16 protein-coding genes are annotated in these 21,534 nt (G+C 73.1%); 10 read left to right on the top strand and 6 right to left on the bottom strand.

Annotation, left to right across the window (positions count from 1 at the left end):
* Positions 1-38: 38 nt before the first annotated feature.
* Positions 39-1,907 (bottom strand): molecular chaperone DnaK, encoded by a 1,869-nt coding sequence (gene dnaK, locus ACQP03_RS00600; protein WP_357129564.1) that lies wholly within the window; start codon positions 1,905-1,907, stop codon positions 39-41.
* A gap of 220 nt (positions 1,908-2,127) precedes the next feature.
* On the opposite strand from dnaK, the gene ACQP03_RS00595 reads away from it, so the two are divergent.
* From ACQP03_RS00595 to ACQP03_RS00585, 3 genes are read left to right on the top strand one after another with little or no spacing between them, the layout of a single operon-like run.
* Positions 2,128-3,969: an ABC transporter gene (locus ACQP03_RS00595; RefSeq protein WP_357392137.1), complete on the top strand. Its 1,842-nt coding sequence runs from the start codon at positions 2,128-2,130 to the stop codon at positions 3,967-3,969.
* Positions 3,966-5,651 (top strand): GTPase, encoded by a 1,686-nt coding sequence (locus ACQP03_RS00590; RefSeq protein ID WP_357392139.1) that lies wholly within the window; start codon positions 3,966-3,968, stop codon positions 5,649-5,651. The genes ACQP03_RS00595 and ACQP03_RS00590 overlap by 4 nt, the downstream gene beginning before the upstream one ends.
* Positions 5,652-5,689: 38 nt before the next feature.
* On the top strand, positions 5,690-6,913 hold the full coding sequence (locus ACQP03_RS00585) for a hypothetical protein (RefSeq protein ID WP_357392141.1): 1,224 nt from the start codon (positions 5,690-5,692) through the stop codon (positions 6,911-6,913).
* A gap of 71 nt (positions 6,914-6,984) precedes the next feature.
* Here the strand turns inward: ACQP03_RS00585 and ACQP03_RS00580 are convergent, their stop codons facing one another.
* The gene (locus tag ACQP03_RS00580; RefSeq protein ID WP_355048472.1) at positions 6,985-7,608 is read right to left on the bottom strand and encodes a phosphoesterase PA-phosphatase; all 624 of its coding nucleotides are present in this window, start codon (positions 7,606-7,608) and stop codon (positions 6,985-6,987) included.
* A gap of 358 nt (positions 7,609-7,966) precedes the next feature.
* Positions 7,967-8,872, bottom strand: a complete 906-nt coding sequence (locus tag ACQP03_RS00575; RefSeq protein ID WP_357392143.1) for a hypothetical protein — start codon at positions 8,870-8,872, stop codon at positions 7,967-7,969.
* Positions 8,873-9,394: 522 nt separating this feature from the next.
* Between ACQP03_RS00575 and pdhA the strand changes: the two genes are divergently transcribed.
* The 6 genes from pdhA (at position 9,395) to ACQP03_RS00545 (ending at position 18,296) form a co-directional block, all read left to right on the top strand.
* Positions 9,395-10,570 carry a pyruvate dehydrogenase (acetyl-transferring) E1 component subunit alpha gene (gene pdhA / locus ACQP03_RS00570; RefSeq protein ID WP_357129546.1) on the top strand — a complete coding sequence of 392 codons (1,176 nt, stop codon included), beginning with the start codon at positions 9,395-9,397 and terminating at the stop codon, positions 10,568-10,570.
* Positions 10,570-11,559 (top strand): alpha-ketoacid dehydrogenase subunit beta, encoded by a 990-nt coding sequence (locus tag ACQP03_RS00565; protein ID WP_357129543.1) that lies wholly within the window; start codon positions 10,570-10,572, stop codon positions 11,557-11,559. Before pdhA ends, ACQP03_RS00565 begins: the two co-directional genes overlap by 1 nt.
* On the top strand, positions 11,556-13,058 hold the full coding sequence (locus ACQP03_RS00560) for a dihydrolipoamide acetyltransferase family protein (RefSeq protein WP_357129541.1): 1,503 nt from the start codon (positions 11,556-11,558) through the stop codon (positions 13,056-13,058). The genes ACQP03_RS00565 and ACQP03_RS00560 overlap by 4 nt, the downstream gene beginning before the upstream one ends.
* A gap of 218 nt (positions 13,059-13,276) precedes the next feature.
* A complete protein-coding gene (locus tag ACQP03_RS00555) occupies positions 13,277-13,417 on the top strand; it encodes a hypothetical protein (RefSeq protein ID WP_357129538.1) in 141 nt (46 codons plus the stop codon).
* 365 nt (positions 13,418-13,782) lie between these two features.
* Complete coding sequence (locus tag ACQP03_RS00550; RefSeq protein ID WP_357171695.1) at positions 13,783-16,335, top strand: hypothetical protein; 2,553 nt, start codon at positions 13,783-13,785, stop codon at positions 16,333-16,335.
* A gap of 122 nt (positions 16,336-16,457) precedes the next feature.
* A complete protein-coding gene (locus tag ACQP03_RS00545; RefSeq protein ID WP_357129532.1) occupies positions 16,458-18,296 on the top strand; it encodes an NHL domain-containing thioredoxin family protein in 1,839 nt (612 codons plus the stop codon).
* Positions 18,297-18,350: 54 nt separating this feature from the next.
* On the opposite strand, the gene ACQP03_RS00540 is transcribed toward ACQP03_RS00545, so the two are convergent.
* From ACQP03_RS00540 to ACQP03_RS00530, 3 genes are read right to left on the bottom strand one after another with little or no spacing between them, the layout of a single operon-like run.
* Positions 18,351-19,100 carry a LamB/YcsF family protein gene (locus ACQP03_RS00540; protein ID WP_357129529.1) on the bottom strand — a complete coding sequence of 250 codons (750 nt, stop codon included), beginning with the start codon at positions 19,098-19,100 and terminating at the stop codon, positions 18,351-18,353.
* Positions 19,084-19,947 (bottom strand): biotin-dependent carboxyltransferase family protein, encoded by an 864-nt coding sequence (locus ACQP03_RS00535; RefSeq protein ID WP_357392145.1) that lies wholly within the window; start codon positions 19,945-19,947, stop codon positions 19,084-19,086. Before ACQP03_RS00535 ends, ACQP03_RS00540 begins: the two co-directional genes overlap by 17 nt.
* Positions 19,944-20,678: a 5-oxoprolinase subunit B family protein gene (locus ACQP03_RS00530; RefSeq protein WP_357392147.1), complete on the bottom strand. Its 735-nt coding sequence runs from the start codon at positions 20,676-20,678 to the stop codon at positions 19,944-19,946. The genes ACQP03_RS00535 and ACQP03_RS00530 overlap by 4 nt, the downstream gene beginning before the upstream one ends.
* Positions 20,679-20,850: 172 nt before the next feature.
* Between ACQP03_RS00530 and trhA the strand changes: the two genes are divergently transcribed.
* Complete coding sequence (gene trhA, locus ACQP03_RS00525) at positions 20,851-21,528, top strand: PAQR family membrane homeostasis protein TrhA (RefSeq protein ID WP_357129520.1); 678 nt, start codon at positions 20,851-20,853, stop codon at positions 21,526-21,528.
* The last annotated feature ends 6 nt before the right edge of the window (positions 21,529-21,534 follow it).

Genomic DNA, 21,534 nt, shown 5'->3' with positions numbered 1-21,534 from the left:
TCATCCCTTCGCCGTGGATACGTGTCGGAGGTGGGCAGTCACTTCTTGCCGTCCTCGTCCACGATCTCCGCGTCGACCACGTCGTCCGCACCGCCGGTCTGGGCGCCACCCGTGGCACCGGTCGCGCCGGTCGCACCCGGGCCGGCCTCGCCGCCGGGCTGGCCCTGCTCGGCCTGCTGGGCGTAGAGCAGCGAACCCGCCTGCTGGGAGACCTGTGCCAGCTTCTCGTGCGCCGACTTGATCTTCTCGATGTCCTGGCCGCCCAGGGCGCCCCGCAGCTCGCCGAGCGCCTCGTTGAGCTGCTCCCGGTTCTCGCTGGGCAGCTTGTCGCCGCTCTCGGCCAGGAACTTCTCGGTCTGCCACTGCAGCGCCTCGGCCACGTTGCGGGTCTCGGCGTCGTCGCGGCGACGCTTGTCCTCCTCCGCGTGCTCCTCGGCGTCCCGGCGCATGCGCTCGATGTCGTCCTTCGGCAGCGAGGAGCCGCCGGTGATCGTCATCTTCTGTTCCTTGCCGGTGCCCAGGTCCTTGGCGTGCACGTTGACGATGCCGTTGGCGTCGATGTCGAAGGCGACCTCGATCTGCGGCACGCCGCGCGGCGCCGGCGGGAGGCCGGTCAGCTCGAAGGTGCCGAGCTTCTTGTTGTAGGCCGCGATCTCCCGCTCGCCCTGGAACACCTGGATCAGCACCGACGGCTGGTTGTCGTCGGCGGTGGTGAACACCTCGGAGCGCTTGGTCGGGATGGTGGTGTTGCGCTCGATGAGCTTGGTGAAGATGCCGCCCTTGGTCTCGATGCCCAGGCTCAGCGGGGTCACGTCGAGCAGCAGGACGTCCTTGACCTCACCCTTGAGCACACCGGCCTGCAGGGCGGCGCCGACGGCGACGACCTCGTCCGGGTTGACGCCCTTGTTGGGGTCCCGGCCGGTGAGCTGCTTGACCAGGTCGGTCACGGCGGGCATCCGGGTCGAACCACCGACGAGGATGACGTGCTCGACGTCCGAGATCTTGATCCCGGCGTCCTTCACGGCCTGCTCGAACGGGCCCTTGCAGCGGTCCAGCAGGTCCTGCGTCATCCGCTGGAACTCGGCGCGGCTCAGCGTCACGTCGAGGTGCAGCGGGCCGGCGGAACCGGCGGTGATGTACGGCAGGTTGATGTTGGTGGTGGTAGCGGCGGACAGCTCGATCTTGGCCTTCTCGGCGGCCTCACGGAGGCGCTGGAGGGCCATCTTGTCCTGACCGAGGTCGATGCCGTGCTCACCGCGGAACGTCTTGACCAGGTGGTCGATGATCCGCTGGTCCCAGTCGTCGCCACCGAGGTGGTTGTCACCGCTCGTCGACTTGACCTCGATGACGCCCTCGGCCAACTCCAGCAACGACACGTCGAAGGTGCCGCCACCAAGGTCGAAAACCAGGACGGTCTGCTCCTTGGAGCCCTTGTCCAGCCCGTACGCCAGGGCGGCCGCGGTCGGCTCGTTGACGATCCGCAGGACGTTGAAGCCGGCGATCTCACCGGCCTCCTTGGTGGCCTGACGCTGACTGTCGTTGAAGTAGGCCGGGACGGTGATCACCGCGTCGGTGATCTGCTCGCCCAGGTACGCCTCGGCGTCCCGCTTGAGCTTCATCAGGGTCCGGGCCGAGATCTCCTGCGGGGTGTACTTCTTGCCGTCGATGTCGACGGACCAGTTCGTGCCGACCTCACGCTTGACCGAGCGGATCGTCCGGTCCGGGTTGGTCACCGCCTGGCGCTTCGCGACCTCGCCGACGAGCACCTCGCCGTTGCGGGCGAACGCGACGATCGACGGGGTCGTCCGCGAGCCCTCAGCGTTGGCGATGACGGTGGGCTCACCGCCCTCGAGAACGCTGACGCAGGAGTTCGTCGTGCCGAGGTCGATACCGACCGCACGTGCCATCTTCGCTTCCTCGCTTCGTAAGGTTGTGCAGGTGACGGGCACCGCCCGCGACTGCTCGGCGGGCGCCGCCCGCAGCGGGCCCCACCACAAGTTGAGTGAACTTGACTCAATAGTGCCACGCGTCCGCGAATCGTCAAGTCGAGTTGAGCCGACCCGACGCAACCCAGACGTTATTACCGTCCGGTTGTCTTCCCTTGCATCGGTCGGGCACGCTTTAGCGGTGACGACGCACGGCGACTCCGCCACCCGTTCCGGCGCGCCCGCCGTCGCCGCCCGCACCGTCCCTCCGGACGCCGCGGAGGAGCCCTCCGTCACCAGCGGGGACGACAGCCTCCCCGGCGCGCTGTCGGGCCTGAGGGCCGCGATCGGCGCCACCCGCTATCCGCTCGCGCTGCCCTCGGCCACCTCCGCCCGGCAGGCCGCCAACGCCCTCACCGACCAACTCGACGACTACCTGCTGCCCCGACTCGCCCGGCTGGACGCCCCACTGCTCGTGGTCGTCGGCGGCTCCACCGGCGCGGGCAAGTCGACCCTGGTCAACAGCCTGGTCAAGGCCCGGGTCAGCGCCGCCGGGGTACTGCGACCCACCACCCGCTCCCCGGTGCTGGTGTGCAACCCGGCCGACGCGACCTGGTTCCGGCAGGGCGACCTGCTGCCCGGGTTGACGCGTACGACCGAGCCGAGCGATGACCCGCGCTCCCTGCACCTGGTGACCGCGCCGGCCCTCCCCCCGGGCCTCGCGTTCCTCGACGCGCCGGACATCGACTCGGTGGTCGACGCCAACCGCGCGCTCGCGAGCCAACTACTCGCCGCCGCCGACCTGTGGTTGTTCGTCACCACCGCCGCCCGGTACGCCGACGCGGTGCCGTGGGAGCTGCTGCGCAGCGCACGGGCCCGGGGTGCCGTGATCGCCATGGTGCTCGACCGCGTCCCCGCCGAGGCCAGCGACGAGATCGCCGCGCACCTCGCCGAGATGCTCGCCGCCCAGGGCCTCGACCGCGCCCCCCTGTTCGTGCTGCCGGAGACCTGGGTCGACGGTCAGGGGCTGCTGCCCGAGGGGGCCACGGCGCCGCTGGCCGAATGGTTCGCCCGACTGGCCGCCGACGCCGACGCCCGCGCCGCGGTGGTCCGGCAGACGCTCGACGGCGCGCTGGCCGCCCTGCACCCCGCCGTCGAGGAGCTGGCCGACGCCGCCGACGAGCAGGTCACCGCCGCCGACGCGCTGGACGAGAGGGTACGGGCGGCGTACCGCAGTGCCGAACGGACCGTGGAGCAGGGTCTGCGGGACGGTCGACTGTTGCGCGGCGAGGTGCTGGCCCGCTGGCAGGAGTTCGTCGGCACGGGCGAGTTCTTCCGCACGCTGGAGGCCCGCATCGGGCGTCTCCGGGACCGGGTGGTGGCCGCCGTCACCGGCCGTCCCGCGCCCTCCGCCGAACTGCGCAACGCCATCGAGTCGCAACTCGTCACCCTGCTGCGCGGGGTGGCGTCCGAGGCCGCCGAATCCGCGTACACCGGGTGGAAGGCGCACCCGGCCGGCGCGGATCTGCTCGATCCGGCGCTCGCCCACCCGAGTGGAGACCTGCCCGAACGCGCCGAGCGGATGGTCCGGGACTGGCAGCGCGGGGTGCTGGAGCTGGTCCGCGTCGAGGGCGGCGACAAGCGCTTCGTGGCCCGGACGGCCGCGTACGCGGTGAACGCCACCGGGCTGGCCGTGATGATCGCCGTGTTCGCCTCGACCGCGTTCATCCCCACCGGGTTGGAGGTGGCGACGGGGGCCGGCACGACGGTCGCCGCGCAGGCCGTACTCCAGGCGATCTTCGGCGACCAGGCGGTGCGTACCCTTGCCGCCAAGGCCCGGGTCGACCTCCTGGCGCGGGTGCGGACGCTGCTGGACGCGGAGGCCGACCGCTTCCTCACCCGCACCGCCGACGCCCGGCCCACGAAGGCGGCCGGCGAGACGCTGCGCCAGGCCGCCGGGCGGGTCGAGCTGGCCCGGCACCGCAGTGGCCTGGCCAGCGACGACGGCAACCCGCCGGCCGGTGACGAGGAGAGTTCGCGATGAGCAACATCGCCGGCCGGGTACGCGAAGCCTTCCGCGGCAACCAGCGGATCGACGCGGACGGGCTGATCGCCCGCCTGGACGCCGTACGCCGCCTCCTGACCGCCGTCGACGGTCTGCTGCCCGACGCCGAACTGGTGCCCGCGCACACCCTGGTCGAACGGGCCGGCACCCGGCTCGCCCTGTCCCGCGACCACACCGTCGTCGCCCTCGCCGGCGCGACCGGCAGCGGCAAGTCCAGCCTGTTCAACGCGCTGGCCCAGCTCGAACTCTCACCGGTCGGCGTCCGCCGACCCACCACCGGCGTGACGCACGCGTGCGTGTGGGGGCCACTGGAGGACGCCAACCGGCTGCTCGACTGGATCGGGGTGCTGCCCCGGCACCGCTTCGTCCGCGAGAGCGCGCTCGACGGCGACGACGAGACGCCCCTGCACGGCCTGATCCTGCTCGACCTGCCCGACTTCGACTCGGTCCAGCGGTCCCACCGCCTCGAAGTCGACCGGCTGCTCGGCCTGGTCGACCAGGTGGTCTGGGTGGTCGACCCGCAGAAGTACGCCGACCGGGTCATTCACGACAGCTACCTGCGCGAGTTCCACCGGCACCGGGACGTCACCCTGGTCGTGCTCAACCAGGCCGACCGGCTGCCGGCGGCCGAGCTGCCCCGCGTCCTGGACGACCTGCGCCGACTGCTCGACTCCGACGGGCTGACCGGCGTACCCCTGCTCGCCACCACCGCCATCGACCCGGCCGGCATGGTCGGGCTGCGCAGCGCGCTGGAGCGCACGGTCGCCGAGCGGCAGGCCGCCCTGCGTCGACTGGCCGGCGACGTCGACACCGTGGTCGCCGGGCTGGACGAGATGATCGGCTCGGCCCGGCCGGGGGGCGGTCCCGACGACGCGACCGTCGCCGGGTTGAACCGGGCACTGGCCGGCGCCGCCGGAGTACCGGCGGTGAGCGAGGCGGTGGAGCGGGCGTACCGACATCGGGCCGGCGCGGCCACCGGCTGGCCGGTGGTCCGGGGCTGGCGGCGGCTGCGGCCCGACCCGCTGCGCCGGCTGCACCTGCCCGGCCCGGCCGGCGCGGACGCCGACCCCGCCGAGAGCCTGGTGGCGGCGACCTCGGTGCCCGACCCGACGGCCGCCCAGCGGTCGGCGCTCGGTCTGGCGATCCGTGCGGTGGCCGACCGGGCCGGCGGCGACCTGCCCGCCGCCTGGCCGACGGCGGTGACCTCCGCGGCCCGGTCCCGCCTCGACGACCTGCCGGACGCGCTGGACCGCGCGATCGCCGGCACGGACCTCGGCCTCGACCATCAGCCGGTGTGGTGGCGGGTCGTCGGTGGCGTGCAGTGGCTGGTCACCCTGGCCGCCGCCGTCGGCCTGGGCTGGCTGGCGCTCGGCTACGCGCTGCGGGCGCTCGGCCTGCCCGCGCTGGACAACCCCATGGTCGGGCAGGTGCCGATGCCGACCGTGCTGCTGCTCGGTGGCCTGCTGGCCGGGCTGCTGACGGCGGCGCTGACCCGACCGGTCGTGCGCTGGGCGGCCCAACGTGCGCGGGCCCGCGCCCGGCAGCGGCTGACGGTCCGGGTCGCCTCGGTCGGCGAGGAGTACGTGCTCGCCCCGGTACGGATCGTGCTCACCTCGTACGCGCAGGCGCGCGACGCGCTCGGTGAGGCTGCCCGCCGCTGACGCCTCTGCGTACGCCCCGAGCGGCGTAGGGTCGAAGCATGGCCACGCCTCAGACCCCTTACGACGCGGTGCTGCACGCCGCACGCGACGTGACCAAGCTGGAGTCCGCCCTCGACGCCGAGATGCTCGGCAGCGCGCTGCTGGGCAGTGTCTACGCAATCGCGGAGACCGACCGCGACACCGCCGTACGGGAGTTCGTCACCGGTTTCCTCGCCGCCACCGCCCGCCGCCGGATCGCGGCGGCGACCACCATCCGCCAGGTCTTCGCCGCCCTCGTCCCGACCGCCGAGGGCGTCGAGCGGGTACGCCCCGGCAGCCAGGCCCCCGCCTGGTCCAGCCAGCTCACCCGGGTGCACCTCACCGGCAGTTGGGCGTACGGCGACGTCTACGGCGACCAGACCTCCTACCTCGCCACCTTCGCGTACGACGATTCGGCCGGCGGCCCGGAGCACGCGCTGGTGGCCCTCGTCGACCACAACATCGGAATCACCAAGGACATCTTCGTCGGCGGGCCCGCCGAACGGATCCTGGACCAGGTCCGGCAGATGTGCGCGGACGACGAGCTGACCTGGTTCCGCACCGAGGACCCGTCCCGCCTGCGGGGCGAGGTGGCCCGTCACCTCTCGGTCACCGACGACCTGGGCGAACTGCCCGGCGAGGGCTCGCTCGCCACCGACCGCGCGCTCGTGGGCGCCCGGCTCGCGGTGCTGCCCATGGCCGCCGGACCGACCGGCCCGGCGGAGGTCGAACCGCTGTCCGCCGCCGAACGCACCGACCTGGTCCGGCGGTTCCTGGCGTCGCCAGAAGCCGCCCGGTTCGGGCTCGACAGCGTCGACGGTCCCGAGCTCGCGTCGCTGCACTTCTGCCTGAGCCTGCTGCTGGACCACGCGGCGTCCTTCCCCGACTCCGACCCGATGCGGTGGAGTCCGGCGGTGTCCGGGCTCTTCCTGCTCGACTGGGTGCACCGCCGTGCCGTGCTCGACATGGACGACGCGGCGATGCTGCCCCGGGTGCTGCGCGCCTGGGCCCGGTACGCGTCACAGCAGCGCGGGCTGCCCGAGGCCGCCGCCGAACGGACCGACGAGGCGATCGAGGAGATGGTGCCGGAGTTCGCCCGGCTCTACTCGACCGGCGAGCGGCGTAGCCCGGCCACGGCGGCCGTCGCGCAACTCATGGCCGACGGCGTGGACCCGGACGACCCGGCCGCGCTCGACGCCTGGATCGAGGCGAACCGGCACCGACTCGCCGACGACGGCGCCTGACGGCATCCGGGCGGGTGGCAGCACCAGGCCACCCGCCCGACGGGTCCGCTCGGCCGCGTGGTTTCGCCCGCTCAGCGCAGGGCACCGAAGACGACGGCGGCGATCAGCGCGCCGAGCACCCCGCCGGCGAGCACCTGCGCGACGGTGTGGTCCCGCAGGCGTACCCGGGCCCAGCCGACCACGCCCAACAGCGGCGCGGCGACCAGGAGCCCGCGTCCGAAGGTCAGCGCCAGGATGACCAGGGTGCCGGCGGAGACCGCCGAGTGGATCGACATCTTCCACCAGTGGCTCACCGAAACGGCGACCACCAGTCCGACCAGCCCCGCCACCGCCAGCGCCAGCAGGGGCCGTGGTGCGCCGAGGACGACGAGCAGGGCCAGCCCGGCGGTGACCGAGCCGAGTCCGACCAGCAGCGGCACCCGGCGCTGCTCCCGACGGCCGATGTGGTGGTCGGTGAGTCGCCCCCGGCGGACCCCACCGACGATGTAGGCGAACGGGATGCCGGTGACGAAGACCGTCGCGAGCAGGCCCCACACCAGCCCTCGAACGCTGTCCCGACTGCTGTGCCAGCTCACGGTGATGATCAGTAGCGACACCAGCACGGCCGGCGCGGTCAGCTCGGTGACGAGCCGGGCGACCCGCAGCCCCGGACCGGGACGAGGGGCGACCGGGCGGGGTTCCGCACCGCCGCCCACGCCACCCCCTGCTACTCGCCACCGCTGACCAGCGCCGTCTCGGCGGCACCTGCCCGTCACCGTACCGCCGAGACGGCCCTCGAATGCACAGGTCCCGCCGCCGCCAGCCCGACCCACCCAACGCCCCCACCCCACCCCACCCCACCCCACCCCCCGCGCCCCCCGCGGTCGCTCGCGGTGATCAAGAAGTTTGCGTCATCGCGACCACGATCCTTGACGCAAAGCTCTTGATCACCGGAGTTCCGCGGGTGATGGGCCGCGCAGGGTCGCCGGAGCGCTTGACGTCGTGGGTCCGGGCGGGGCGTCCACGATCGCGCCGATCTTGCGGTTTGGGTTGTCGATATGGGCGTATCGAGTCTTATGTCGCGACAGGAAGTGCAAGATCGCGGGGGTCTCCGGGTGCGGCGGCGGGACCGGGCGCGAGCGTCGGGGACGGCGCGGTGGTGGGCTCGGGTGAGGTGGCTGAGGTGGCGGATGGGGGTGGGGTGGGGGATGGGCGTGGGGTGGGGGATGGGCGTGGGGTGGGCGACGGCGGGGCGGTGGTCGCCGGGGCGGAGAGGGTGCTGGTGGGGACGGCGGTGGGAGTCGTCGGATCGGTGGGGGTCGTCGGATCGGTGGGGGTCGTCGGGTCGGTCGTGGCGGGGGTTCCCGGATCGGTGGCGGTGGGGGTCGTCGGATCGGTCGGCGACGGGCTCGGGGTGGACGTCTCGGTCGGGTCCGGATCCGGATCCGGGGGCGCGGTCGGCGACGGCACCGGCGACGGGCTGGCCGGTGGCCCGGCCGGCGGGGCGCTGCGGGTGGGCCGGGGCGCCGGCGGCGCGGACACCACCCGGCGGGTGGGCACCCGGTCGTCGACGTGCGGGCCGTACCACGAGTCGTCCGGGACACGCCGGGGCGCGCCGGGCAGCCAGCCGGTGGTCGCGGTCGGGCCGGCGCTGGGCGGGCCGGGAGACGGGAGCACGGGCGACGGCGGCTGACTGGTCACCGGCATCGGGATGACCACCGGTCCGACCGACGGGGTCGGGATGAACGGCGTGCTGGTGTCCGGCAACGCGGAGGTGCCGGGAGTGGCCGAGCCCGCGCTGATCGCCGCGAGCACGGGCATCGACGCGGTGCCGGCCAGAAGTGCGACGGTGAGCAGGTATCCCCGGGAGGGACCACCCGCGCCGGATGCCCGGTGCGCGCCGATCACCCGGCGGTAGCCGCCCGGCGAACGGTGGCGGCCGAGCACGGGTGTGCCGGGCCCGTCACCTGACTCGTCCACCGCACACCCCTCGTCGTCGGACCCTGCGGGTCGCTGTGGGCACCGCGCGAGGGTGTAATCCGGCTAATCACCCGATCGGCGCGATCCTGCGTAATCAGCCTCGCCCAGTTACGGTCCGTCAGCCAACACCCACCGCGTGTCGACACGCGGCACTGACCGAACGGTGACGAATCAGCACCGGATCACCCGGTGGACGCGCAGCGGCATGATGGCGACAAAGGGCGGCAAACCGTAGACGGTCGGAATGCGACCCGGGCGTACTGTGGGCACGCTCACCTGCTCTGCGAATATGGAGCACGACGGCAACGCAGCCGCGACCTCCGCGCACCCCCGCGGCAGACGCGGCCCGGCGCCGGCGCTCCCGATCCGGGTTCGGCCAGAACCCGGCTCACGCCGCGCGGCAACCCCCACCCGGGCTAGGCGCGGCCGCCAGGAACCGGTCCGGCAGCAGCCGGACAGGCGCACGAGTTGCGTGGCCGGGTGACCCCCCGGTGCCGACGCAGACACGACAGGGAGAGACCGATGGCAAAGGGCGACCCCGGGGGCACCACCCGCAGCAGGCGGGCAGCTCCCCGCTCCAGAAAGGGCGCGGCCGGCAACCCCGAGCTGGTGCAGCTGCTCACCCCCGAAGGCGAGCGGATCGACAGCGCCACCGGACCGGACGGCACCGAGTACCGCGTCGACTTCACCGACGAGGAGTACCGCGGGCTCTACCGCGACCTGGTGCTGGTCCGCAAGCTGGACGCCGAGGCGACCGCGTTGCAGCGGCAGGGCGAGCTGGGCCTCTGGGCCAGCCTGCTGGGCCAGGAGGCGGCGCAGGTCGGCTCGGGGCGCGCCCTGCGTACCCAGGACATGGCCTTCCCGACCTACCGGGAGCACGGCGTCCTCTACTGCCGGGGCATCGACCCGATCATGCCGCTCGGCCTGTTCCGCGGCGTCGACCAGGGCGGCTGGGACCCGAACGAGTTCAAGTTCAACATGTACACGATCGTCATCGGGGCGCAGACCCTGCACGCGACCGGGTACGCCATGGGCATCACCATGGACGGCAAGGTCGGCACCGACGACGGCGAGGCCGCGATCGCCTACTTCGGTGACGGGGCCACCAGCCAGGGCGACGTCAACGAGGCGTTCGTCTGGGCCAGCGTGTTCAACGCGCCGCTAGTCTTCTTCTGCCAGAACAACCAGTACGCCATCTCCGAGCCGCTGGAGCGACAGACCCGCGTCCCGCTCTACCAGCGGGCCGCCGGCTTCGGTTTCCCCGGCGTACGGGTGGACGGCAACGACGTGCTGGCGTCGTACGCGGTGACCCGCACGGCGCTGGACAACGCGCGGCACGGGCAGGGCCCGAGCCTGATCGAGGCGTACACCTACCGGATGGGCGCGCACACCACCTCCGACGATCCGACCCGCTACCGGATCGCCAGCGAGGTGGAGTCGTGGCAGGCGAAGGACCCGATCCTGCGGGTCAAGACCTTCCTGGAGAAGCAGCAGATCGCCGACGCGGCCTTCTTCGTCGAGGTCGACGAGCAGGCCCGCCGCGAGTCGGTGCACCTGCGCGAGCGGGTGCTCAGCATGCCCAACCCGGAGCCGGTGACGATGTTCGACCACGTCTACCCCAACGGCTCCCCGCTGCTCGACGAGCAGCGTGCGCAGTTCAACCGCTACATGGAGTCGTTCGAGGGGAGCGCCCACTGATGGCCACGGAGACGCTCACCCTCGGCAAGGCCCTCAACACCGGTCTGCGCCGCGCGCTGGAGAACGACAACAAGGTCGTCATCATGGGCGAGGACGTCGGCAAGCTCGGCGGCGTCTTCCGGATCACCGACGGACTGCAGAAGGACTTCGGCGACCAACGGGTGATCGACACCCCGCTCGCCGAGTCCGGCATCATCGGCACCGCCGTCGGCCTGGCCATCCGTGGCTACCGACCGGTCTGCGAGATCCAGTTCGACGGCTTCGTCTACCCCGCGTACGACCAGATCGTGTCGCAGGTGGCCAAGATGCACTACCGCTCCGGCGGCAAGCTCAGAATCCCGATGGTGATCCGCATTCCGTTCGGCGGCGGCATCGGCGCGGTCGAGCACCACTCCGAGTCGCCGGAGGCGTACTTCGCGCACACCGCCGGTCTGAAGGTCGTGACCTGCTCAAACCCGCAGGACGCGTACGTGATGATCCAGCAGGCCATCGCGTCCGACGACCCGATCGTCTTCCTGGAGCCCAAGCGGCGCTACTGGGAGAAGGGCCAGGTGGACCTGGACGCGTCGCTGTCCGACGCGTACCCGCTGCACTCGGCCCGGGTGGTGCGGCCCGGCACGGACGTGACCGTGCTGGCGTACGGCCCGATGGTGCGCACGTGCCTGGAGGCCGCGACGGCCGCCGCCGAGGACGGCCGGGAGCTGGAGGTCATCGACCTCCGCACGCTGTCCCCGCTGGACCTGGGCGCGGTCTACGAGTCGGTGAAGCGCACCGGCCGCGCGGTCGTGGTGCACGAGGCGCCGTCCAACATCGGGCTGGGCGCCGAACTGGCCGCCCGCATCACCGAGGAGTGCTTCTACTCCCTGGAGTCGCCCGTGCTGCGGGTGACCGGCTTCGACACCCCCTACCCGGCGGCCCGGGTGGAGGAGGAGTACCTGCCCGACCTCGACCGGGTGCTCGACGCCGTCGACCGCACCTTCGGCTGGTGAGCGACATGTCCCGGATCAAGACGTTCAACCTGCCCGACCTGGGCGAAGGGCTGACCGAGGGCGAGATCCTGGCCTGGCTGGTCAAGGTCGGCGACACCATCGAGCTGAACCAACCGATCGTCGAGGTCGAGACGGCCAAGGCGGCGGTGGAGATCCCGGCGAAGTGGGCCGGACAGGTGCAGGCCATCCACCACCCCGAGGGCACCACGGTCGAGGTCGGTACGCCGATCATCGCGATCGACACCGACCCGGGAGCGGGTCCACTGGACGTCCCGTCCACCACGGCCACGCCCACCGGTGACCTGCCCACTCCGTCGGCGGCGTCGCTGGCGGCCGTGGAGGTGGCCCCCGCCGAGGGCATGGTCGAGCCCGGCCTCATCGGCGGCGCCGCCCCGGGCGGCCGCACGGCGGTCCTGGTCGGCTACGGCCCCCGTACGACCAGCGCGAAGCGTCGCCCCCGCAAGAACGGCGTCCCAGCGCAGGCCGCGACCCCCGCGACCCCCGCTGGGGTCGATCATGGAATTGTGGTGGGTGACAAAGCCATCCCAACTCCCGCAAGTACGACACCACGAGTCCATGATCGACGCGACGGGGCGGGGTCCGGCGGGGCGGGCGTTTTGGCGAAGCCGCCGGTTCGGAAGCTTGCCAAGGATCTTGGGGTTGATCTGCGGGCGGTGGTCGGGTCCGGGCCGTTGGGCTCGATCACGCGGGAGGACGTACAGCAGGCGTCTCGCGGGGCCGTGGCGGCCGAGTCGGTCGCGACCACCTCGACCACGACGAGCGCCGCGAGCTTCGGCGCGGATCGTGAGCAGCGCATCCCGGTCAAGGGGGTCCGCAAGCTCACCGCCGAGAACATGTCCCGCTCGGCGTTCACCGCCCCGCACGTGACGGAGTTCCTGACCGTCGACGTGACGCGGGCGATGCGGGCGCTGGAGCGCCTGCGGGGCCGGCGCGAGTGGCGCGACGTACGGGTCTCGCCTCTGCTGCTGGTGGCGAAGGCCGTGCTGCTGGCCGTCAAGCGTCACCCCATGGTCAATTCGACCTGGGCGGGTGACGAGATCGTGGTCAAGGAGTACGTCAACCTCGGTATCGCGGCGGCGACCGAACGCGGCCTGATCGTGCCCAACGTCAAGGACGCCGGTCGGCTCTCGCTGCGCGAGTTGGCGGACGCGCTGAACGGCCTGGTGCAGACGGCGAAGTCCGGCCGCACCTCACCCGCCGACATGTCCGGCGGCACCCTGACCATCACCAACGTCGGGGTGTTCGGCGTGGACACCGGAACGCCGATCCTGCCGCCGGGCGAGTCGGCGATCCTCGCCTTCGGCGCGGTGCGGGAGATGCCCTGGGTGCACAAGGGCAAGGTCAAGGTTCGCCAGGTGACCACCCTGGGGTTGAGCTTCGACCACCGGATCATCGACGGTGAGCTGGGCTCGAAGTTCCTGCGCGACATCGGCGACTTCCTCGCCGACCCTGAGGCGGCGCTGCTCGCCTGGACCTGACGGTTCGAGACGCCAGCCACGGCCGGTGTGCCACGGGTTAACGCCCGGCACACCGGCCGTGTCCGTTGGGCGAAGGAACCGTCGGCGGCGAGCCCTGTTGACCTTTGATTGTTAGGCAGGTGTCTCAGCTCACCTAATAATCGATGGAAGTTGGCCGGCTTCTGCGGTTGAATAGACACATCAGGGGCCGACAACCGAATAGCCAGGGGGACCCAGCAATGAGCAGCATGATCGAGCGAATCCGCAACCACCGCGACGCCAACCGCCGCGCCCGTGCCATCGAGCACGCGTTGCGCTCGGCGAACTCGCCGGCCGTTCGCGAGGAGCTTCTCGTCATCGCCCAGCGTCACATGAGCTGACGCTCCACAACTTTCCTCACCTCCTCCAGATCGATGGCCCACCCGGCCCACCGGGTGGGCCATCGGCGTTCCGCCCGTGCGTCACACCGGGACGCCCGCACGTGACACCGGGATTCCGCACCGCCGCAGCGCCCGGTACGGTGGGCTTCGGTCGCCGCCCGCCGGCCCGGCCGACGCCGAGCCGATAGAAGCTGCTCGACACCACCCGGCGACGGGCAGTGACGACCGGTGCTCCTTTGGACGCCCCAAGGGGCCACCGGATACGGTGCGGGGAGCCGGCACGGCGGTACGCCGGTGACGCCGGCAGCCATGCCGAGGAGACCGATCGGCACCGGCGGCCGACATGTGATGGAGGAGGCGCACCCATGACGTCCGAGGGCCCGCACCGTCCCGGCCAGGAGCCGGACGAGGTGTCACCGGGCGCCGGCGGACCGGCGCCGTACGGCGACCGCCCGGCGCAGCCGGACAACGGCAGCAACGCCGCCGGCCCCGACCTGGGCTGGGCACCACCCCCGCCGCCCGCGCGACCGAACCCGTCCTGGGCGACCCAGGTGGAGCAGCAACCGAACCCCGCATGGGGCGCTGCCGCCGCGCCGCAGCCCAGCGATCCGGCACAGCCCGCCTGGGCCGCCGGAGGCCCTCCGGAGCCGGCCCCGACCGCCCAGTGGACTCCCGCGCAGCAGGCCTGGACGCCACCCGAGCAGCCGGCCCCCGCCTGGCCCGCCGCCTCGGCCGAGCAGCAGCCCGACTGGGCGCAGACCCAACCGGCCGCGCGTGGCGCTGCCCAGGTGCCCCCGGCCACCGCCGCCTGGCCCGCCCAGGACGACCCGTCCCGCTCCGGCGGATGGGCCGGCGGGGCGGCCCCGGTCAGCCCGTCAGCCCCCCAGTGGCACGCCGAGCCGGCGCAGCACGCCGGCCGCGCTGGCGTACCCGCGCAGCAGGACGACCCGTCCGGATCGGGCGGATGGCCCGTCGGGGCCGCCGCCGCCCGGGAAGACCAGCCCGTGTGGACGCCGGCCGAGCAGCTGCCCCAGACCTGGGGCCAACCGGCCGGGCAGGCCGAAGAGGCATCCCCTGGTTGGGCGCCGGCCGAAGCGGCCGGAGCGCGCGGCGCGGCCCAGGTCCCGGCCGGTACCTGGCCCGCGCAGGACGACGCCCCGCAGCCCACCGCCTGGGGTGCGGCAGAGAGCCGTCCGCAGCAGCCGGACTGGGTGCTTCCGTCCCAGGACCAGCCCGTCGAGCATCCGGAACCGACCGCATGGCCCCAAGCCGAGCAGGCCGGCCCCGCGTCCGCCCGGGCCAGCGTCAGCGTGCCCGGCAACGACGCGACGCCCGGCTGGGCCGCCGCCGGCCCAGACAACCAGGCGCCGGCCGCTCCCGGCGTCGCCCAGGCCGAGCCGTGGTCAGCGGGCGAGGTGTGGGGCCGCGCCGAGGCGGAGGCATCCGCACAGGCCCGCGGCGGTTGGGACGCCGACCGGGGCGACGAGCCGCCGGTGTACCAGCCCGCGCCCGCACCCGGCATCTCACCCGCCAACGCCGTGCCGCTGCCACCGCAGGAGCAGCGTGTACCGGGTGCGAGCCTCGCCGCCGCCCCACCGGCCGACTACGTGCCCCCGACGCCATTCGCCGCGCTCCCCGAGCAGCCGGCGTACCCCGAGCGGGACACCCCGGACGTGCAGCACGACGCCGAGCCGGTCGGTTGGGGCCGGGGCGAGGAGGCCTCGCCGGGTGCCGCCCTCGTGCCCGCTCCGCGTACGTCGCCGGAGTCCGGGGCGGGCCGCGCGGTCGTACCGGCGGCGGACGCCGAACCGGCCGCGGGCGCGGCGGGCCGTGCCTCGGCGAGCGCCTCGGTGCCGCTGGCCAGCCGCGTGATGCCCCCGGCCGACCAGGCGATGCGGCCGGCCAGCGCGGCCGCGCCCCAACCCCGGGTGTACGGCCGTCCGTCCCGGCCCGAGGAGGACGAGCCGCAGCAGGCGGGTCCCGAGGCGTTCCAGGCCAACCCGAGCCCCGAGCACCCGGGCACGCCCGACTGGCAGCAGGACGCCGACCGCCCCAGCGCCCCCGACTGGCCGCAGGCACCCGAGCGTCCGGCCGTACCGGACTGGCAGCAGGACGCCGGCCGTCCCAGCGTGCCCGACTGGCCGCAGGCGCCCGAGCGCCAGAGCCCGCCGGACTGGCAGAACGGGCCGGAACGGCAGGGCTTCCCCGGATGGGGCGAGGAAGCGCCGTCCGCGCCGAACGGTTTCGGTGAGCCGCCCGCGGCGGCCGCAGCCGCGCCGCCGGCCTTCCCGCCCGGTGTGCCGTCCTTCGTCGACACGCCGGGCAACAACCGGCCGATGAACGGGGTACGGCCGCAGTCCGGCGGCGAGCGTCCGGACGACCGATTCGGACCGGGCGCGCCGGCCGCCGGCACCGCCACGGTGAACGGCGCTGCGGGCTTCGGACCAGCCGTCGAGCAGCCGCCGGGGGCGCAGTTCCCGGCCTTCCCGCCGCCGCAGCCCACACCGTCCTGGGGCCAGGAGGCCAGCCAATCGGACCAGGGCCGGTTCGACTCGTTCAAGCCGGACGCGGACGAGCCCAAGGTGGAACCGCCCACGCCGAAGGTGCGCAACGGGCGGGTCCTGGCCGCGGTGCTGATCGCCGCCGTGCTCATCCTGGCGGTGCCGCTCGGCCTGCTCATGTTGCTCGGCAAGTTCGGTGGCGGGAACGACACGCCAGCCTTCGACCCGGCGGTCGGCACCTGCGTCAAGCAGGTCGGCCAGGGCGCCTCCGAGGTGAACTGCGCCGAGGCGGGCGCGTTCACGATCGTCTCCAAGGTGGATGCGAAGGACAAGTGCGCCGACCCGGCGCAGCCCCACGTGGTGCTACCCGGCGAGGGCACCAACCGGGTGCTCTGCCTCAAGCCGGCCACCAAGTAGGACCGACGACGGCGGGGCCACGGGCGACCGTGGCCCCGCCGCTTCGCGTCCGGGTGGTCCCGGCGCGTGATGTCGTCCGGGTCACGACGGCCGCACCGATGCCGCGTGGCAGGCTGGCAGGCATGGGAACGACAGCGCGCGTACGGGCCCCCGAGCTTCGGGGCCGGCAGTGGCTCAACACCGGCGGCAAGGATCTGACTCTCCAGGACCTGCGTGGCAAGATCGTTCTTGCCGACTTCTGGACCTTCTGCTGCATCAACTGCCTGCACGTGCTGGACGAGCTTCGGCCGCTTGAGGAGAAGTACGGCGACGTGCTCGTCGTGATCGGCGTGCACTCGCCGAAGTTCGAGCACGAGAAGGACGCCGACGCGCTGGTCGCCGCCGTCGAACGGTACGGGGTGCACCACCCCGTACTCGATGATCCTGAGCTGGACATGTGGCAGCAGTACGCGGCCCGCGCCTGGCCGACCCTGTCGGTGATCGACCCCGAGGGGTACGTGGTGGCCACCATGGCCGGCGAGGGTCACGCCGAAGGGCTGGCCCGGCTGATCGACGAGCTGATCGCCACCCACGAGGCGAAGGGCACCCTGCACCGGGGCGACGGGCCGTACGTTCCTCCGCCGGCGCCGGAGACGGCGCTACGCTTCCCGGGCAAGGCGGTGCTGCTGCCGGACGGCAACCTGCTGGTCTCCGACTCGGCGCGGCACTCGCTGGTCGAGGTGGCCCCGGACGGCGAGACGCCGGTACGCCGGATCGGCTCGGGCGAGCGGGGTCGGGCCGACGGGCCGGTCGGCTCGGCGACCTTCTCCGAGCCGCAGGGCCTGTGCCTGCTGCCCACGCACGTCGCCGAGGTGGCCGGTTACGACCTGGTGGTCGCCGACACCGTCAACCACCTCCTGCGCGGCGTACGGCTGGAGTCCGGCGAGGTGGTCACCGTCGCCGGCAGCGGCCGGCAGTGGCGTGCCGCGGTCGACGACCACGCCCACGACGCGCTCGCCGTGGACCTCTCCTCCCCGTGGGACCTGGCCTGGTACGACGACAAGCTGATCATCGCGATGGCGGGTATCCACCAGCTCTGGTGGTTCGACCCGATCAAGCGGACCGCCGGCATGTACGCGGGCACCACCGTGGAGGCGCTGCGGGACGGGCCGCTGCCCGAGGCGTGGATGGCGCAGCCGTCGGGGCTGTCCGTCTCGGCCGACGGCGTCCGGCTCTGGGTGGCCGACAGCGAGACCAGCGCCGTCCGGTACGTCGAGAACGGGGTGCTGGGCACCGCCGTCGGCCAGGGTCTGTTCGACTTCGGGCACGTGGACGGGCCGGCCGAGTCGGCGCTGCTGCAACACCCGCTGGGCGTGTGCGCGTTGCCGGACGGCTCGGTGCTGATCGCGGACACCTACAACGGCGCGGTGCGCCGCTTCGACCCGGCCAGCAACCAGGTCTCCACGGTGGCGGACGGGTTGGCCGAGCCGAGCGACCTGGTGCTCACCCCGTCCGGTGAGGTGCTGGTGGTGGAGTCCGCCGCGCACCGACTGACCCGGCTCGCTCCGGGCGCCCTGTCGGCGGCGGGCGCGAGCACGGTGGACGGCCCTCGGCACCGCACCGAGCGCAAGCCGACCGACGTGGCGGCCGGCGAGGTCACCCTGGACATCGTCTTCACCCCCGCCCCGGGCCAGAAGCTGGACGAGACGTACGGGCCGTCCACCCGTCTGGTCGTCTCGGCGTCCCCGCCGGAGCTGCTGCTCGACGGCGGCGGTACGGGCACCGAACTGTCCCGCCGGCTGGTGCTCAACGGCGAGGTCACCGGCGGGGTGCTCCAGGTGACCGCGCAGGCGGCGACCTGCGACGCGGACGTCGAGCACGCGGCCTGCCACCTGACCCGGCAGGACTGGGGGGTCCCGGTCCGCGTGGTCGACGGCGCCGCGACCCGGCTGCCCCTGGTGCTGCGCGGCCTCGACGCGTAAGTGAAAGGAAGGGCCCCTTGTTATACAAAATCCGATAACAAGGGGCCCTTCCTTTCACGCGAACGGGGTGAGTGTCACGCCGGCGTCGATCAGGCTGGCGCGTACGAGCTCGGTGGCGGACACCGCGCCCGGGGTGTCGCCGTGGACGCAGATCGACTCGACCGGGCAGGGGATCACGGTGCCGTCCACCGCCACGACGGTCCGTTCGGTGGCCATCCGTACCGCCCGGGTGGCCACCTCCTCCGGGTCGCTGATCAGCGCGCCGGGCGCGCCGCGCGGCACCAGCGACCCGTTGGGCAGGTAGCCGCGGTCGGCGAAGGCTTCGGCGACCACCGGTAGGCCCGCGCCGACGGCGAGTTGGGCGAGCGTGGAGCCGGGCAGACAGAGTACGGGCAGGTCGGGGTTGTGGTCGCTGACGGCGGCGACCACGGCCGCCGCCTGGGACTCGTCGGTGGCGGCGGCGTGGTACAGCGCGCCGTGTGGCTTGAGGTAGCGCACCCGGGTCCGGAAGATCCGGCAGAACGCGTCCAGGGCCCCCAACTGGTAGGTGATCTCGTCGCGCAGCTCGGCGAAGTCGTACGCGATCCGTCGCCGACCGAAGCCGGCCAGGTCGCGGTAGCCGACCTGCGCGCCCACCGCTACCCCGTGCCGTACCGCGCCCTCGCAGACCCGTCGCATCGTGGACGGGTCGCCACCGTGGAAGCCGCAGGCCACGTTGGCGCTGGTCACCAGGGCCAGCAGGGCGTCGTCGTCGCCGAGCCGCCAGATGCCGAATCCTTCGCCCAGGTCAGCGTTGAGGTCCATGAAATCTGACGGTAGTACCTGGGCGGGCCTGCGCGAGCGGGGTCACGTCGGTGACCACCCCGATGACCGGGTAACCGCCGGTGGTCGGATGGTCCGCGAGGAAGATCAGGGGTTGGCCGTCCGCTGGCACCTGCACCGCGCCGAGCACGATGCCCTCGCTGGGCAGTTCGCCGGCCACCGCGCGGGGCAGCGGCGCGCCGGCGAGCCGCGCGCCGACCCGGTTGCTGACCGGGCTCACGGTGTACGCGCTGCCGAACAGCCGGTCGAGCGCGGTCGGGGTGAACCAGTCGTCACGGGGGCCGAGGCGTACGCCCAGGCGCAGTTCCGGTGCGGGGGTCGCACCGATGGTCACGTCCACCGGTGCGGGCTCGCCGGTCGGTACGCCGAGCGGCAGCCGGTCACCGTCGCGCAGTGGGGCCGGGCCGAGCCCGGCGAGGGTGTCGGTGGCGCGGCTGCCCAGCACCGCCGGCACGTCGATGCCCCCGGCCACGGCCAGCCAGCTCCGTACGCCCTGACGGGCCGGGCCGACGCGCAGCACCGTACCGGCGGGCAGGCTGAGCGGGCGTCCGGTGTCGCCCGCCCGGTCCCCGGCCCGGACGGCCACCGGCGCGCCGGTGATGGCCACGGTGGAGGCGCGGGTCAGCCGCAGCGCGCAGCCGGTCAGGGTGATCTCCAGGCCGGCGGCCTCCTCGGCGTTGCCGACCAGCCGGTTGGCGAGCCGCAGGGCGGCGGGGTCGAGAGCGCCGGAGCGGGGTACGCCGAGGTGCGCCCAGCCGGGCCGGCCGAGGTCCTGCACGGTGGTGAGCGCCCCGGCGCGTAGCACCTCGATCTCGGCGGGACCTGTCACGCCGTCACCATCCGTACGCGGGTGCCGGGACCGAGCCGGGCGGGCGGGTCGCTGTCGACGTCGAAGAGGGTCAGGTCGGTCCGGCCGACCAGCAGCCAACCGCCGGGGGACGCGCTGGGATAGATCCCGGCGTACTGGCCGGCCAGGGCGACCGAGCCGGCCGGTACCCGTGGGCGTGGGGTGGGCAGCCGGGGCAACGCCAGCTCGGCGGGGAGCCCGGTCAGGTAGGGAAAGCCGGGGGCGAACCCGCAAAAGGCCACCCGAAACGGCGTGCCGGTGAGGCGACGCCGCACCGCCGGCACGTCGACGCCCCAGTGCTCGGCGACGACCGACAGGTCCGGCCCGTCGAACAAGACCGGAACGACGACCTCCGTCGCGCCCGTCCCGTGCGTCGATCTTGCAGTTTCTGCTGTCGACATGACCCGATCAGACCGTTCTGTCGGGACAGAAAGTGCAAGATCGGCGGGGTGGGCGCGGGCGGCTTCGCGCGCCGCCGTGGTGACTTCGGGTGCCCAGCGGGACAGCAGGGTGGCGGTCGCGGTGGGGTTTGGTAGCCCGTCCAGTAGGACCGTGGTGGCCGCGGGAACGATCTCCACTGCGGCCAGGTCCCCGCGTTCGCGGCGCTGCCACAACTCGGCCCGCCACGCCTCGACCAGGTGAGCCGCAGGCAGGTCGGCAAGTGCGCCGAACTCGATCAGAAGGGCGTGCGCCCCGACGGGCCGAATCCGCATCGCCCCATCTTCACCGACGGGTGCCGTTTCCATCCCTCGCGATCTTGCACTTTCTGTGGCGACAAAAGGAGCTGCCCACTCATTTCCACCACCGAAACCGCAAGATCGGCGCGTGCCACGCGTCACCGGTTGGACTACTTGAAAGTAACCTACGGTGCCGTAACCTGAGGGCGTGAGCACCTCCGCCCCGCTTCGCCTGAAGCCGGTCGACATCGGTAAGCCCCGGATGCGCGGCTGGCTACACACGTACGCCTTCTTCGTCGCGCTGGTCGCCGGCATCGTGCTCTGCTCGATCGCCGCCAGCCGCCCGGGCTGGGCGCCCCTCGTGAGCTGCGCCATCTACAGCCTGACGGTCTGCGGGCTGTTCGGCACCAGCGCCCTCTACCACCGTCGAGTGTGGTCGGAGCGCGGCTACCAGGTGATGCGCCGGATGGACCACTGCATGATCTTCGTGTTCATCGCCGGCACGTACACCCCGCTCTGCACCATGCTGCTCTCGACCCGGCAGGCCACCATCATGCTGGCCCTGGTCTGGGGTGGGGCTCTCGGCGGCGTGGCGCTGAAGCTCGTCTGGCCGCACGCGCCGCGCTGGGTGTCCGCGCCGCTCTACCTGGCGCTCGGCTGGGTCGCGGTCGCCATGCTGCCGGACATCCTGCACGGCGGCGGTGTCACGGCGTTGGTGCTGCTGATCGTCGGTGGTGCCATCTACAGCGTCGGCGCGGTGTTCTACGCGCTGCGCCGGCCCAACCCGTGGCCGACGGTCTTCGGCCACCACGAGTTCTTCCACGCGTGCACGCTGGTGGCCGCGCTGTGCCACCACGTCGCGATCTACTTCGCGCTGTTCGCCTGAGCTGCC

The sequence above is a fragment of the Micromonospora sp. CA-248212 genome (genome assembly GCF_050948405.1).
In the GTDB taxonomy this organism is placed as follows: domain Bacteria; phylum Actinomycetota; class Actinomycetes; order Mycobacteriales; family Micromonosporaceae; genus Micromonospora.
The sequence above is the reverse complement of the archived record's forward strand: the minus strand, read 5'-3'. Positions and strand labels throughout refer to the sequence as shown.